Source organism: uncultured Xylophilus sp. (assembly GCA_913776965.1).
Taxonomy (GTDB): Bacteria; Pseudomonadota; Gammaproteobacteria; order Burkholderiales; family Burkholderiaceae_C; genus Xylophilus.
Genome location: CAJYQL010000122.1, coordinates 1 through 13,769, shown reverse-complemented (window position 1 = coordinate 13,769; position 13,769 = coordinate 1). Strand labels below are relative to the sequence as shown.

The following is a 13,769-nucleotide window of genomic DNA, read 5'->3' as shown; positions in this document are numbered from 1 at the left end:
GCCACCAGCCAGGTCAGCGCCAGGCTCACGGGCCACAGCAGCAGCAGCGGCGTGAGCATCCAGTCGAGGATCTCGCCGAACAGCGAGCGCTGCTCTCTCTGGAAAATTTTCATGAGGGGCCGCTCCGAGCGCCCAGGCCGCAGGTCTGGTCGCCCCGGCTTTGCCGGGGCCATGCGCGAGCGGCCCCCACGGGGGGCAGCGGCCGACACGCAGTGCGGGCGCGTGGGGGCACCGGTTCACGAGCGGCCCCCTCGGCGGGCAGCGACCCCCACGCAGCGGGGGAGCGTGGGGGTGTCACGACGGAATCTTCTCCAGGCAGTAGCCCAGGCCGCGCACGGTCGCGATGCGGATCGGGCCCTTCTCGATCTTCTTGCGCAGGCGGTGGATGTAGACCTCGATCGCGTTGTTGCTGACTTCCTCGCCCCATTCGCAGAGCCGCTCGACCAGCTGGTCCTTGCTGACGAGGCGCCCGGCGCGCTGCAGCAGCACCTCGAGCAGCCCCAGCTCGCGGGCGGACAGCTCCACCATGCGGCCGTCGATCGTCGCCACCCGGCCGGCCTGGTCGTAGACCAGCGGGCCGTGCTTGATCGTGTTGCTGGTGCCGCCCATGCCGCGCCGGGTCAGCGCCCGGACCCGGGCTTCGAGTTCCTGCAGCGAGAACGGCTTGGCCATGTAGTCGTCGGCCCCGACGTCCAGGCCCTTGACCCGCTCCTCCACGCTGTCGGCCGCAGTCAGGATCAGCACCGGCATCGCCGAGCCGCGCGCGCGCAGCCGCTTCAATACCTCCAGGCCGTGCAGCCGCGGCAGGCCCAGGTCGAGGATCAGCAGGTCGAATTCGGTATTGGCGAGCAGGGCCGCATCGGCCTCGGTGCCGCTGGCCACATGGTCGACCGCCGCGCCGGAGCCGCGCAGGGTGCGCAGCAGGCCGTCGGCGAGGACCTGATCGTCCTCGGCTATCAGGATTCGCATCGTCTTCCATCTCCTCGTTCACGCTCGGGGTCCGTCGCCCTGTCGTCGTCATGGCACGCTCAGCGGCCGCGCGCGGCGGCCGGGGCCGGGCGGGCGGCATCGCCGCCGGCCATCAGCCGCGCGACGGTGCCGTCGGCCCGCAGCGCCTCGAAGGCGGCGCGGGTGCGCTCGACCACCGGCGCCGGCGTCTGCGGGCTGTAGGCCAGCCAGACGCCCGTCGCGATCCCGTCGAGCGTCAGCAGTCGGACCAGGCCCGGACAGCGCGATCCGGCCTGCGCGCACTGTACCTGCGCGACGCTGTCGGCCAGCGGTACCGCATCGACCTGCCGGGCCAGCAGCTTGCGGAAGCTGTCGCCCGGCTCGGCCGAGACCACCAGCCGCGGGAAGCCCTGCTGCTGCAGGTACTGGTGACGTACATCGTCGCGGACCACGCCGATGGTCAGCCGGCGCGCATCGGCCAGGCTGGCGGTGCGCAGCTCGGGCCGGCCGGCCAGCGCATACAGCCGCACCTCGCGCCGCATCAGTTCGCCCACCCACTGGAAACGCGCCTCGCGCTCGGGCGTGCGGGCGATCGGGTAAATCAGCACATGCGGCTCCTCCTGCGCCTGGGCGTAGGCCCGGGCCCAGGGGTAGACCGCCAGCCGCACATCGGCGAAGCCGGCCTGCTTCAGGGTGCGCTCAACCACGGCGGTGGCGGTGCCGGCGACGCGGCCGTCCTGCTGGTAGCTGATCGGGGTGCTCTCGGTCACCGCGCGGATGGTCTGGGCCGCCGCCGGGGCGGGCTGCAGGCCAGCGAGCAGTACCAGCAGGGCCGCGGCCAGCACGGCACGGAGACAGGCGTAGAGACGCGGAGCGACGGGCCGTGCCGGACGCGGGCGCCGGATCGGTGCAGAGGGCAGGGCGTGCATGGCGGTCGTGGGGGGTGTTGGTGCGATGGCCGGCGATCAGGGGCCGGGCGGCGCCTCCGGATCGTCGTCGTGGGTCAGCATGCGCAGCGCGGAGGCGCCGTCGGAGAGGTCCTGGGCGACCTGGTCGCGGCCGGCGCGCTTGGCGCGGTAGAGGGCCTGGTCGGCCCGGTGGAACAGCGCGTCGAAATCCGCGTCGGCGCGCGGATCGAGGCTCGCGGTGCCGATGCTGACCGTCACACGGCCTGTGGTATCGGCGCCCTGGTGTTCGATCCCGAGCTCTGCGACCGCACGGCGCAGCCGTTCGGCGAGGTCCCGTGCGGTCTCCGGCGGCGTGTCGGGCAGCAGCACCGCGAATTCCTCGCCGCCGATGCGCGCCACCAGGTCGCCGCTGCGGCGGGCGCTGTTGCGCAGCGCGTCGGCGACCGCCTGCAGCGTCGCATCGCCGCCGTGGTGGCCGTACAGGTCGTTGTAGCGCTTGAAGTGGTCCACGTCGCACAGCAGCAGCGACAGCGGCCGGCCGCTGCGGCGCGCGCGCTGGAATTCGAGCTGCTTGGCCTCGTCGAACTGCCGCCGGTTGGCGAGCCCGGTGAGCGGGTCGGTGCGGCTCAGCGCCTCCAGCTGGCGGTTGGCCGCTTCCAGTTCGGTGGTGCGCTCCTGAACCATCGCCCGCAGCCGGTCGCGGTGGCCGGCGAGCTCCTGCTCGTAGCGGTGCTGGCGCTGCAGGTGCCCGGAGAGCTTGTCCTGCAGGTCGTTGATGCCGTCGACCAGCAGCGTCAGCTCGTCCCGGGAGGCCTGGCGGCGGTCCAGCCGCAGCGTGCGGTCGAGCCGGGTCGGGCCGATCTCGGCCAGGTGGTGGGCGATGCGCCGCACATGGACCGTGACCAGCCGGCTGAACAGCAGCATCACCAGGCTCGCCAGCAGCAGCGACTGCACCGCCTGCGTCAGCACGATCGCCCCCCATTCGGCGCGCAGCGTCTGCCAGAGGGTGCGCTCGTCGCCCTCTAGCACCAGTTCGCCGACCGTCTCGGCGCCGCCGGCATAGGGCTCGTAGGTCAGCGCGATCCGGTGCGACGGCGCATGGCCCGACGGCGCCCAGCCGGGCCGCGCATGGGGATACAGCAGCGGCGGGCCGGCCGGCATGCGCACGGAAATGGTCGCCCGGCCCACCGCGGGCGACTCGACCAGGCTCGCGGCATAGGTCGAGACCTGGTCGCGGTCGAGGTCCCAGATCACCTTGGCAAGCGGGCCTTCGTACATCCGGGCGATCACCGACAGTTCCGCCGCCATTTCGGCGATGTTGTGGTGCCAGGCCCAGACCGTCCGCACCGCGACCGTGACCGCGGTGAACAGCAGGCAGAACGCCAGGGTGGCGAGGGTGAGCCGGGTGGCGAGGGAGCGGGTGCGGGGCGAAGACATGCGGGGCGCGGACAAAACGGGCGCGGGCGGACCCGCCCAGCGTATCGCGGATGTGACAGAAGGCAAGCTGCCGCAAGTACCGAGCCCGGCGGCCGCACGGCCGCCGTCGGATTACGCACCGGGGCGAGGTACGGATTCGGGCCTGGGTTAGGGCGGGGCTTCAGGCCTGCGTATATGCCTCCAGTCCCAGCGCCACCACCGCCGCGACGGCGGGCCCCACGTCGTCGCGGAATTCCTGCTCGGCCTGGGCCACTGCCCGCTGGAAAGCCGCGAGCCAGGCGACGCCGGCGTCGGTGAAGCGCACCCGGCGTGCCCGGGCATCGCGCGGGTCGGATTCGCGCACCACCAGTCCCCAGGCTTCACACTGGCCGACCAGGTCGCCCATCGCCTGCTTGGTCATGCCGGCGGCCGCGGCCAAGTCGGTCAGGCGCGAACCGCCGAGCGCCAGGTGCCTGGTGATGTGGATGTGCGCGGCGGTCACCTGGTCGCGCGCGGCGAGGTTCGACAGCGCCAGCGGCACCTCCACGTCGTGCGCCATCAGATGCAGCACCCGGGCGTCGAAACGGCGCATCGCATGGCCGAGCAGCCGGCCGAGGTGGGTTTCGCGCCAGCGGTCGTCGGGCAGCGCAAAAGGCGTATCGGACATCCGGATATGGTAAGGCAAACTGACCAAAAACAGGCTTGGAACGCCGGTACTGCATCCCTACAATACTGTTCACGCATCCAGTCTGTGCAGGCAGCCAGCTTCTGGATGTTTCTGTAAGTCATTGATCCACCGGAGAAATTTCACATGGACGCATCCAGCAAGAATCCCGCAGCGGCAGAAAAGGCCAAGGCCCTCCAGGCCGCCCTCGCGCAGATCGAAAAGCAGTTCGGCAAGGGCACGATCATGCGGCTCGGCGAAGGCGAAGTCATCGAGGACATCCAGGTCGTCTCGACCGGCTCGCTCGGCCTCGACGTGGCGCTCGGCGTCGGCGGCCTGCCGCGTGGCCGGGTGGTCGAGATCTACGGCCCGGAATCGTCGGGCAAGACCACGCTCACCCTGCAGGTCATCGCCGAGATGCAGCGCATGGCCGGCACCTGCGCCTTCGTCGATGCCGAGCATGCGCTCGACACCCAGTACGCCCAGAAGCTCGGCGTCAACCTCCAGGATCTGCTGATCTCGCAGCCCGACACCGGCGAGCAGGCGCTCGAGATCGTCGACTCCCTGGTGCGCTCCGGCGCGGTCGACCTGATCGTCATCGACTCGGTCGCGGCGCTCACGCCCAAGGCCGAAATCGAGGGCGACATGGGCGATTCGCTGCCGGGCCTGCAGGCCCGCCTGATGAGCCAGGCGCTGCGCAAGCTGACCGCCACCATCAAGAAGACCAACTGCATGGTGATCTTCATCAACCAGATCCGGATGAAGATCGGCGTGATGTTCGGTTCGCCCGAGACCACCACCGGCGGTAACGCGCTGAAGTTCTACGCCTCGGTGCGGCTGGACATCCGCCGCATCGGCTCGATCAAGAAGGGCGAGGAGGTGATCGGCAACGAGACCAAGGTGAAGGTGGTGAAGAACAAGGTCTCGCCGCCCTTCAAGACCGCCGAGTTCGACATCCTGTTCGGCGAAGGCATCAGCCGCGAGGGCGAGATCATCGACATGGGCGTGGAAGCGCGCATCGTCGACAAGTCCGGCGCCTGGTACGCCTACAACGGCGAGAAGATCGGCCAGGGCCGCGACAACACCCGCGAGTTCCTGCGCGAGAACCCGGACCTGGCCCGCGAGATCGAGAACAAGATCCGCGAAAGCCTGGGCATCGCCCTGCTGCCGGCTGCGGCCGGCCAGCCGGCGGAGGCGGGCGCCGAGGCCTGAGGCCTGTCGCTGCTGGCAGGGAGGGCCGTCGGCCCGCCTTGCGATCCGATCCAAATCGACGCCCTGCGCCCACCACACGGGCGCAGGGCGCTCTTGTTTCGATAGCAAATGGAAAGGGGCCGCCCGTGGCATTCGGTACGTTGTCGCTCAAGGGCCGGGCACTGCGCCACCTGAGCCGGCGGGAACACTCCCGCGCGGAACTGCAGCAGAAGCTCGCGCCGCACGCCGAGACGCCGGAGGAACTCACCCGGGTGCTCGACGAGCTCGTCGCCCTCGACTTTCTCAACGAGACGCGGGTGGTGGAATCGGTGCTGCGGGTGCGTGCGCCGCGGCTGGGCGCGGCGCGGGTGCGCGAAGAGCTGCGACGCAAGGGCATCGCGCCCGAGGCGATCGCCGACGCGGTGGCCGGCCTGCAGGACACCGAACTCGCCCGGGCCCGCGAGGCCTGGGCCCGGCGCTTCGACGCACCGCCGGCCGATGCCCGCGAGCGCGCCCGCCAGGGCCGCTTCCTGCTGGCGCGGGGGTTTTCGTCGGGCGTGGTGACGCGGGTGCTGCGCCAGCCGGTCGATACGGGCGAGGACGGCGACGCCGCCGGCTAGGCGGTCCGCCATGGAGCGGCAGAGCGGCCGGGCGGCCGCCCGCCCTCAAAGCCCCAGCATCAGCTTCAGGTTCTGCACCGCCGCGCCGCTGGCACCCTTGCCGAGGTTGTCGAGCCGCGCGACCACCACTGCATGGCGGGCGTCCTCGTTCGGGAAGACGCGCAGCTCCAGCCGGTTGGTGTCGTTGAGCGCGGTCGGCTCCAGCTTGCCGTCCTCGGTCGGCGGCAGCACCTGCACGAACTGCTCGGCGGTGTTGCTCCTCGCATAGTGCGCGGCCAGCGCATCGTGCAGATCGGCGGCGCGCGGGCGGCTCGGGAGCAGGTCCAGATGCAGCGGCAGCTGCACCAGCATCCCCTGCCGGAAGTTGCCTACCGACGGCACGAACACCGGCCGGCGGGTCAGGCCGGTGTACCGCATGATTTCGGGGATGTGCTTGTGCTTCAGGCCGAGCGCATACAACTCGAAGGCCGGCGCCGCGCCGCTCTCGTAGGCCTCGATCATCTGCCGCCCGCCGCCCGAATAGCCGCTGACCGACGGCAGCGACACCGGGAAGTCCGCCGGCAGCAAGCCGGCGTCGACCAGCGGCCGCACCAGCGCGATCGCGCCGGTCGCGTAGCAACCGGGGTTGGCGACGCGCTGGGCCGAAGCCACCGCGTCGGCATGGCCGGGCGCCAGTTCCGGGAATCCGAACACCCAGCCGTCGGCGGTGCGGTGCGCGGTCGAGGCGTCGATGATCTTCGGGCCGGGCCGGCCGGTCTCGGCGGCCAGCGCATCGACCATCGCCACCGTCTCGCGGGCCGCGTCGTCGTGCAGGCAGAGCACCACCAGGTCGGCCTGGGCGATCAGTTCGCGCTTGGCGGCCGGATCCTTGCGCCGCTCGGGCGCGATGCTGATAAGCCGGACCTGCGGCATCTGCTGCAGCCGTTCGCGGATCTGCAGGCCGGTGGTGCCGGCTTCGCCGTCGATGAAAACCTGGGGCATGGACGTAAGCTTCCTGCGGGACCGGTCCCGGGCGCATGGCCCGGCCGGCGGAAAGAGGGGCCGGAGAAGGTCGGAGTAGGGGCCCATGATACATTCCGCGGTTGCGCCCGCGACCCTGCGCCAGCCGAGTCAATCCGGACTTACACGCCCGGACAGCGCTCCCCCGCTTTTCCTCCCTTCTCCTGAGAGAGCCCTCATGAAGATTCACGAATACCAAGGCAAGGACATCTTGCGCAACTTCGGCGTGCCCGTGCCGCGCGGCATCCCGGCCTTCAACGTGCAGGAAGCGGTCGAAGCCGCGCAGAAGCTCGGCGGCCCGGTATGGGTGGTCAAGGCGCAGATCCACGCGGGCGGCCGCGGCAAGGGCGGCGGCGTCAAGCTCGCCCGCTCGGTGGAGGAAGTCAAGCAGCTCGCCGGCGAGATCCTGGGCATGCAGCTCAAGACCCACCAGACCGGCCCAGAAGGCCAGAAGGTCCGCCGCCTGCTGATCGAGGACGGCGCCGACATCAAGAAGGAATACTACGTCTCCGCCGTTACCGACCGCGCGACGCAGAAGGTCGCCTTCATCGTCTCCAGCGAAGGCGGCATGGACATCGAGGAAGTGGCCCACTCCTCGCCCGAGAAGATCGTCACCGAGTTCGTCGATCCGGCCACCGGCCTGACCGATGCGCAGGCGAAGAAGCTGTCGGACGCGATCGGCGTGCCCGAAGGCTCCACCGCCCAGTGCGTGGACGTGCTGCAGAAGCTCTACAAGATCTACATGGAGACCGACGCCTCCCTGGTCGAGATCAACCCGCTGATCCTCGAAGGCAACGGCAACATCAAGGCGCTCGACGCGAAGTTCAACTTCGACAGCAACGCACTGTTCCGCCACCCCGAGATCGTCGCCTACCGCGACCTCGACGAGGAAGACGCGGCCGAGATCGAGGCCTCGAAGTTCGACCTCGCCTATATCAGCCTCGACGGCAACATCGGCTGCCTGGTCAACGGCGCCGGCCTCGCCATGGCGACCATGGACACCATCAAGCTGTACGGCGCCGAGCCGGCCAACTTCCTCGACGTGGGCGGCGGCGCCACCCCCGAGAAGGTCACCGAAGCCTTCAAGATCATGATGAAGAACAAGAAGGTCGAGGCCATCATGGTCAACATCTTCGGCGGCATCATGAAGTGCGACACCATCGCCACCGGCGTCATCACCGCCTGCAAGGCCGTGAATCTGTCGGTGCCGCTGGTGGTCCGCATGAAGGGCACCAACGAAGAGCTGGGCAAGAAGATGCTGGCCGAATCCGGCCTGCCGATCATCAGCGCCGATTCGATGGCCGAAGCGGCCCAAAAAGTGGTTGCAGCCGTCCAGGCCAAGTAAGGAACTGAAGTCATGTCGATCTACATCAACAAATACACCAAGGTCATCACCCAGGGCATCACCGGCAAGACCGGCCAGTTCCACACGGAAAAGTGCCAGGAATACGCGAACGGCAAGAACTGCTTCGTCGCGGGCGTGAACCCGAAGAAGGCCGGCGAGTCGATCTTCAACATCCCGATCTACGCTTCCGTCAAGGAAGCCGCCACGCAGACCGGCGCCACCGTCTCGGTGATCTACGTGCCGCCCGCAGGCGCGGCCGCTGCCATCTGGGAAGCCGTCGAAGCCGACCTGGACCTCGCGATCTGCATCACCGAAGGCATCCCCGTCCGGGATATGCTGGAAGTGCGCAACCGCATGAAGGAAAAGGAAGCCAAGGGCGGCAAGAAGACCCTGCTGCTCGGCCCCAACTGCCCCGGCCTGATAACGCCCGACGAGATCAAGATCGGCATCATGCCCGGCCACATCCACAAGAAGGGCCGCGTCGGTGTCGTGTCGCGCTCCGGCACCCTGACCTACGAAGCTGTCGCACAGCTGACCGAACTGGGCATCGGCCAGTCGTCGGCCGTCGGCATCGGCGGTGACCCGATCAACGGCCTGAAGCACATCGACGTGATGAAGGCGTTCAACGACGATCCCGAGACCGACGCGGTCATCATGATCGGCGAGATCGGCGGCCCGGACGAGGCGGAAGCCGCCCGCTGGTGCAAGGACCACATGAAGAAGCCGATCGTCGGCTTCATCGCCGGCGTCACCGCGCCTCCCGGCAAGCGCATGGGCCACGCCGGCGCGCTGATCTCCGGCGGCGCCGACACGGCCGACGCCAAGCTGGCGATCATGGAAGAATGCGGCTTCACCATCACCCGCAATCCGTCGGAAATGGGCCGCCTGCTGCAAGGTCTGCTGAAGAAGTAATCGGCCGGCTGCCGGGGATACGCAGAACTACGCACGTCCCCGTTCCGGCTCGGCCGGTACACTCCGCCCCATAAAAAGAGAAGCGCTCCGGATCGATGTCCGGAGCGCTTCTTGCATTCATAACACTGGAGCAATCGGATGGAATTCCTGCATAACGCCGACTTCTGGATCGGCCTGGTCAAGATCGTCTGGATTAACATCATCCTGTCGGGTGACAACGCGGTCGTGATCGCGCTGGCGGCGCGCTCCCTGCCGCCGCACCAGCAGAAACTGGCCATCGGCTGGGGCTCGGGCGCCGCCGTCGTGCTGCGGATCGTGCTGACCGTGGTAGCCGCCAAGCTGCTCGAACTGCCCTATCTGCAGATCCTCGGCGGCTGCCTGCTGCTGTGGATCGGCGTGCAGCTGCTCGGCGAAGAGGACGACGAAGAAGAGGGCGACGCCAAGCCCGGCAACCTGATGACCGCGGTACGCACCATCCTCATCGCCGACCTGGTGATGAGCCTGGACAACGTGATCGCCGTGGCCGCTGCGGCGCAGGGCAGCATGGTGCTGCTGGTACTGGGCCTGGCGATCAGCATCCCGTTGGTGATCTTCGGCAGCACGCTGATGATCAAGCTGATGGAGCGCTTCCCGATCATCGTGATGCTCGGCGCCGCCCTGATCGGCTGGGTCGGCGGCGAGACGATCACGAGCGATGTGTCGCTGCGCGGCGTGCTGGCAGCTAATCCGTGGATGCATTACGTGGCAGCAGCCCTGGGCGCGGCGCTGGTGATCCTGATCGGCAAGGGCCTGCAGGCCCGGAGTGCCCGGGCGCACGGCGACGCCTGAACGCCGGGTCTTCGGGCGCCCGGCGCGGCCGGCTACGCGGGCCGGAGGGCTGCACTATCATCGCCCGCCGGTCTGCCGCAGTGTGCGACCGCCCGCTGCCATGCCTTACCAGTTCCATGCGGCCAGCCATGCCGGCCGGGTCCGCCCCAACAACGAGGATGCCGTGCTGCACGACGCCGGGCTGGGCCTGGCGCTACTGGCCGACGGCATGGGCGGCTACAACGCCGGCGAGGTCGCCAGCGAGATGGCCGTCACCCATGTGCATGCCAGCTTCTCGCGCTGGCGCGCATCTGCAGGCAACGGTGTCGGGCCGCGTGAATCCCGGCATGCGCTGGTGCACGGCATCGCGACCGCCAATGCGGCCGTCCTGGAAGCCGCGACGACCCGGCCCGAATGCCGCGGCATGGGCACCACGCTGGTCTGCGGAGCGTTTCTGCACCGGACGGCGGTCATCGCCCATCTCGGCGATTCGCGCTGCTACCGTTGGCGCGGGTTTCATCTGGAATGCCTGACGCGCGACCATTCGGTGCTGCAGGAGCGCATCGACACAGGCCTGGTCGACGTGCATCGGGCCGCGTCCGTGTCCTACCGCCATTTGGTGACCCGGGCGTTGGGCATCGAGGCCCATCCGCGTCCTGCCGTCCGCGACCATGCGGTTCGGCCCGGTGATCTGTTTCTGCTGTGCTCCGACGGTCTGTCGGACATGCTGAACGACGACGCCATCGCCGAGATCCTCGCCGCCGACCTCCCGATGGACGGCAGGGCCGACGCGATGATCGCGGCGGCCAATCAGGCCGGCGGACGCGATAATGTCAGCGTCGTGCTGGTGCAGGCGGACGAGACGGACCGCCGGCGCACGCCGATCGGCCGATGGCTGGGGAACTGACCGCGTCCATCGTCGGCACGCGATCTGAGGGAACGCAGGAGCAGGAGTTGGCCATGGCCCGGATGCTGTTATCGCTCGACGGGGTGAGAATCAAGGAAATCGTGCTCACGAAAAAGCACACGACGTTCGGCCGCCGGCCGTACAGCGACGTGGTGATCGACAACCTGGCGGTCAGCGGCGAGCATGCGGCCGTACGCCTGCTCGGCGAAGATGCCGTCATCGAGGATCTGCAGAGCACCAACGGCACGTTCGTCAACGGCAACCCGGTGCACAGCCATGTGCTGCAGCATGGGGACGTGGTGGAGATCGGGCGGTACCAGTTGCGGTTCGAGCGGGACGATGGGTCGGTGCACACGCAGCTACCGTCCGTTATGAATGTGAGTCGTACCGAGCCTCCGCATCCTGTGCCGTTGCCGATCGACGATGCGGATCGAGATTTCGACCGGCGGCCCACAACGTTTGCCGACACGACCCTGCCCGGCGAATTGCCGCTTTTGAGGCCTGCCACCGTTACGGTGCTCTCGGGTGCTGCTGCCGGACGCGTGGTCCAGTTGATCAAGGTCGTCACCACCATCGGCAAGTCGGGCATCGGCATTGCGTCGATCACCCGGCGCCCTCACGGATTCAGCTTGGCACATGTCGAGGGTGAAGCCCGGCCTACTGTAAATGGCGCAGATGTGGGCGCCACGCCTCTATTACTACGCAACGGCGATGTGATCGAACTGGCGGGCATCCGCATGCAGTTCGCCCATACGTTGCTCTGACGATGTTGCGGCGCAGTCGGTAGTCCGACTATGGCGGCAATCCGGCTTCGACGACGATGGGACGGGCTGGCACGGCACCGCTGGCGTATCGCCGTCACCCTGCTGGCGGTCCTGGTCTCTCTGCTGGTGTCGCTCGGGGTGCTTCCGTCGGACGCGGTTCGCCGGCTCGACGACATGGTCTACGACGTCCGCCTGCGCGCCACCATGCCACGCACGCTGGACGAGCGGATCGTCATTGTTGACATCGACGAGGAAAGCCTGGCCACCTTCGGCCGCTGGCCTTGGAGCCGCGATAAGGTCGCGCGGCTGGTCGACGAACTGTTCGAGCGCCAGCAGGTCGCGGTCGTCGGCTTCGACGTGCTGTTCGCAGAGGCAGACGACAGTTCGGGGCTGGCCCGGCTACGCGCGCTGGCCGACGGGCCTTTGCGCGGACAGCCCGGTTTTGCTGAACAACTCCGGTTGCTGACGCCGTCGCTCGACCACGACGCCCGTTTCGCCCGGGCGCTGCAGGGCCGGCCGGTGGTGCTCGGCTACTACCTGACGAGCGACCGTGACAGCCAGATCCGGGGCGTGCTGCCGGCGCCCGTCCTGCGGGGTGCATCATCGGCTGGCGCCTCGGCTGTGCCGTCCCTCAGCACACTGCGCTGGAGCGGCGCGGGCGGCAGCCTACCGTCGATCGCCGCGGCCGCACCGCGTGCCGGTTACATGAACTCGATCAATGACGCTGACGGACTGCTCCGGTCCGTCGGCCTGATCGCCGATCTGCACGGCGATTATCACGAAGCGCTGTCGCTGGCGATGTATCGCACGTGGCGCGGGGAGCCGCGGGTACTGCCCGAATTGGTGCCTGGACAGGCTGCCGGCGGTGACGCGCCGTTGCTGTTGGCTGGTTTGCTGTTGGAGAAGGATGGCCGGTTCCAGTCGCTGCCCGTGGACGATCGCGCTGCCATGCTGGTGCCGTTCCGCGGACCGGGCGGCGTGCGTGGCGGTTCTTACCGCTATGTGTCGGCCGGCGATCTGCTATCCGGGCACATCGCTGTCGGCGATCTGCGGGACCGGCTGGTGTTGGTCGGCACCACCGCGCCCGGTCTGCTCGATCTACGGACGACACCGGTCGGCGAAGCCTACCCAGGCGTGGAAACCCATGCGAACCTGCTGTCTGCCATGCTAGACGGCCGGACTTTGGTGCGACCGGACTATGCGGCCGGTTACGAGGCGACCACCATCGTGCTCCCCGGGTTGGTGCTCGCTTTCGCACTGCCGTTCATCGGGATGGGCGCGGCAATAGCATTGACTACGGTTTTGATTGCTGCACTAGTCGCGGCGAATGTCGGGCTGTTCGTGTCCGGAGGACTGGTCCTGCCGCTGGCACTGCCAGTATTGTCGATCCTCGTGGCGTTCGCTCTCAACATGGGTCACGGCTATTTCGTGGAAAGCCGATCCAAGCGTCAATTGGCGCGGCTCTTCGGCACCTATGTGCCCCGTGAACTGGTGGACGAAATGCTGCGTGCGCCGGAGGCGTACAGCATGCAGGCCGAGAATCGTGAGATGACGGTCATGTTCTGCGATATGCGGGGGTTCACTGCGCTGTCTGAGCGGATGGAGCCGCTGGAACTACAGGCTTTGCTGAACGACGTCTTCAACCGTCTGAGTGCCGTGATCCAACAACACCGCGGCACGATCGACAAGTACATAGGTGATTGCGTCATGGCCTTCTGGGGCGCACCGGTTGCTACGCCCTACCATGCGCGACTCGCTGTCACCGCCGCGCTGGAAATGGTGAAGGTGGTAGAGGCGTTCAACAACGGGCAACGCGCGTGCGGCTTGCCGGAGATCGGCGTGGGCATCGGCCTGAACACGGGAACCATGTGCGTTGGCGACATGGGATCGGATTTGCGACGCAGCTATACGGTTGTAGGCGATGCGGTGAATTTGGCGTCGCGGCTGGAAGGGTTGTCGAAAACCTATGGCCGCGCGGTGATCGCCAGTAACACCACCCACGCGCAGTCGGCCGCCGATTTCCGCTGGACCGAATTGGGCAAGGTGACCGTCACGGGGCGACGGCAAAGTGTAGGTATCTTCACACCGGAACCCTTACTGGAAATCACTGCATCGGATGATGCGTTTACGTTAGCTGCGTGATTTATCTTGACAGCTTCACCTAGGGAGGGTCTGCAAAACCCGCTGCGGCCGCACGACCGATCTGCCAAGCCGACGAGATGAGTCCATAACGGATAAGTTTCAGCGTCCCAGGGCCATCAAATAGCGCCATTGGACTGGCCGCAGGC

Annotated in this window: 13 protein-coding genes; 8 read left to right on the top strand and 5 right to left on the bottom strand. The window is 68.0% G+C overall.

Annotated elements, in window-relative coordinates; translation table 11 throughout:
- Positions 1-294: 294 nt before the first annotated feature.
- From QZ500_RS17055 to QZ500_RS17040, 4 genes are all read right to left on the bottom strand, one after another.
- Positions 295-969 (bottom strand): response regulator transcription factor, encoded by a 675-nt coding sequence (locus tag QZ500_RS17055; RefSeq protein ID WP_295856867.1) that lies wholly within the window; start codon positions 967-969, stop codon positions 295-297.
- Between the two features lie 59 nt (positions 970-1,028).
- Entirely contained in the window at positions 1,029-1,877 is an 849-nt protein-coding gene (locus tag QZ500_RS17050) for a transporter substrate-binding domain-containing protein (protein ID WP_295856865.1), read from the bottom strand.
- Positions 1,878-1,913: 36 nt separating this feature from the next.
- Positions 1,914-3,293, bottom strand: coding sequence for a diguanylate cyclase (locus tag QZ500_RS17045; RefSeq protein WP_295856863.1), 1,380 nt, complete (start codon positions 3,291-3,293; stop codon positions 1,914-1,916).
- A 160-nt stretch (positions 3,294-3,453) separates the two neighbouring features.
- Positions 3,454-3,939: a MarR family transcriptional regulator gene (locus QZ500_RS17040; RefSeq protein WP_295856861.1), complete on the bottom strand. Its 486-nt coding sequence runs from the start codon at positions 3,937-3,939 to the stop codon at positions 3,454-3,456.
- 144 nt (positions 3,940-4,083) lie between these two features.
- On the opposite strand from QZ500_RS17040, the gene recA reads away from it, so the two are divergent.
- Together recA and recX are read left to right on the top strand one after the other, a co-directional pair.
- A complete protein-coding gene (gene recA, locus QZ500_RS17035; RefSeq protein WP_295856860.1) occupies positions 4,084-5,148 on the top strand; it encodes a recombinase RecA in 1,065 nt (354 codons plus the stop codon).
- Positions 5,149-5,273: 125 nt separating this feature from the next.
- Positions 5,274-5,747: a recombination regulator RecX gene (gene recX, locus QZ500_RS17030; RefSeq protein WP_295856859.1), complete on the top strand. Its 474-nt coding sequence runs from the start codon at positions 5,274-5,276 to the stop codon at positions 5,745-5,747.
- Between the two features lie 45 nt (positions 5,748-5,792).
- Here recX and argC read toward each other — a convergent pair whose 3' ends face one another.
- The gene (argC, locus tag QZ500_RS17025; protein WP_295856858.1) at positions 5,793-6,728 is read right to left on the bottom strand and encodes an N-acetyl-gamma-glutamyl-phosphate reductase; all 936 of its coding nucleotides are present in this window, start codon (positions 6,726-6,728) and stop codon (positions 5,793-5,795) included.
- Positions 6,729-6,924: 196 nt separating this feature from the next.
- On the opposite strand from argC, the gene sucC reads away from it, so the two are divergent.
- The 6 genes from sucC to QZ500_RS16995 all read left to right on the top strand — a co-directional run bounded on the left by sucC (position 6,925) and on the right by QZ500_RS16995 (position 13,623).
- The gene (gene sucC, locus QZ500_RS17020; protein WP_295856856.1) at positions 6,925-8,091 is read left to right on the top strand and encodes an ADP-forming succinate--CoA ligase subunit beta; all 1,167 of its coding nucleotides are present in this window, start codon (positions 6,925-6,927) and stop codon (positions 8,089-8,091) included.
- Between the two features lie 12 nt (positions 8,092-8,103).
- Entirely contained in the window at positions 8,104-9,003 is a 900-nt protein-coding gene (gene sucD, locus QZ500_RS17015) for a succinate--CoA ligase subunit alpha (protein ID WP_295856854.1), read from the top strand.
- 138 nt (positions 9,004-9,141) lie between these two features.
- A complete protein-coding gene (locus tag QZ500_RS17010; RefSeq protein WP_295856852.1) occupies positions 9,142-9,831 on the top strand; it encodes a TerC family protein in 690 nt (229 codons plus the stop codon).
- A gap of 100 nt (positions 9,832-9,931) precedes the next feature.
- Positions 9,932-10,717 (top strand): PP2C family serine/threonine-protein phosphatase, encoded by a 786-nt coding sequence (locus QZ500_RS17005; RefSeq protein ID WP_295856850.1) that lies wholly within the window; start codon positions 9,932-9,934, stop codon positions 10,715-10,717.
- Positions 10,718-10,770: 53 nt separating this feature from the next.
- On the top strand, positions 10,771-11,481 hold the full coding sequence (locus QZ500_RS17000; protein WP_295856847.1) for an FHA domain-containing protein: 711 nt from the start codon (positions 10,771-10,773) through the stop codon (positions 11,479-11,481).
- Positions 11,482-11,511: 30 nt separating this feature from the next.
- The gene (locus tag QZ500_RS16995) at positions 11,512-13,623 is read left to right on the top strand and encodes an adenylate/guanylate cyclase domain-containing protein (RefSeq protein WP_295856844.1); all 2,112 of its coding nucleotides are present in this window, start codon (positions 11,512-11,514) and stop codon (positions 13,621-13,623) included.
- Positions 13,624-13,769: the final 146 nt, after the last annotated feature.

What these genes read in the sequence shown, in the direction of transcription:
- QZ500_RS17055 (WP_295856867.1), bottom strand. Translation starts at nt 969, where the DNA reads ATGCGAATCCTGATAGCCGAGGACGATCAGGTCCTCGCCGACGGCCTG.
- QZ500_RS17050 (WP_295856865.1), bottom strand. Translation starts at nt 1,877, where the DNA reads ATGCACGCCCTGCCCTCTGCACCGATCCGGCGCCCGCGTCCGGCACGG.
- QZ500_RS17045 (WP_295856863.1), bottom strand. Translation starts at nt 3,293, where the DNA reads ATGTCTTCGCCCCGCACCCGCTCCCTCGCCACCCGGCTCACCCTCGCC.
- QZ500_RS17040 (WP_295856861.1), bottom strand. Translation starts at nt 3,939, where the DNA reads ATGTCCGATACGCCTTTTGCGCTGCCCGACGACCGCTGGCGCGAAACC.
- recA (WP_295856860.1), top strand. Translation starts at nt 4,084, where the DNA reads ATGGACGCATCCAGCAAGAATCCCGCAGCGGCAGAAAAGGCCAAGGCC.
- argC (WP_295856858.1), bottom strand. Translation starts at nt 6,728, where the DNA reads ATGCCCCAGGTTTTCATCGACGGCGAAGCCGGCACCACCGGCCTGCAG.
- sucC (WP_295856856.1), top strand. Translation starts at nt 6,925, where the DNA reads ATGAAGATTCACGAATACCAAGGCAAGGACATCTTGCGCAACTTCGGC.
- sucD (WP_295856854.1), top strand. Translation starts at nt 8,104, where the DNA reads ATGTCGATCTACATCAACAAATACACCAAGGTCATCACCCAGGGCATC.
- QZ500_RS17010 (WP_295856852.1), top strand. Translation starts at nt 9,142, where the DNA reads ATGGAATTCCTGCATAACGCCGACTTCTGGATCGGCCTGGTCAAGATC.
- QZ500_RS17005 (WP_295856850.1), top strand. Translation starts at nt 9,932, where the DNA reads ATGCCTTACCAGTTCCATGCGGCCAGCCATGCCGGCCGGGTCCGCCCC.
- QZ500_RS17000 (WP_295856847.1), top strand. Translation starts at nt 10,771, where the DNA reads ATGGCCCGGATGCTGTTATCGCTCGACGGGGTGAGAATCAAGGAAATC.
- QZ500_RS16995 (WP_295856844.1), top strand. Translation starts at nt 11,512, where the DNA reads ATGGCGGCAATCCGGCTTCGACGACGATGGGACGGGCTGGCACGGCAC.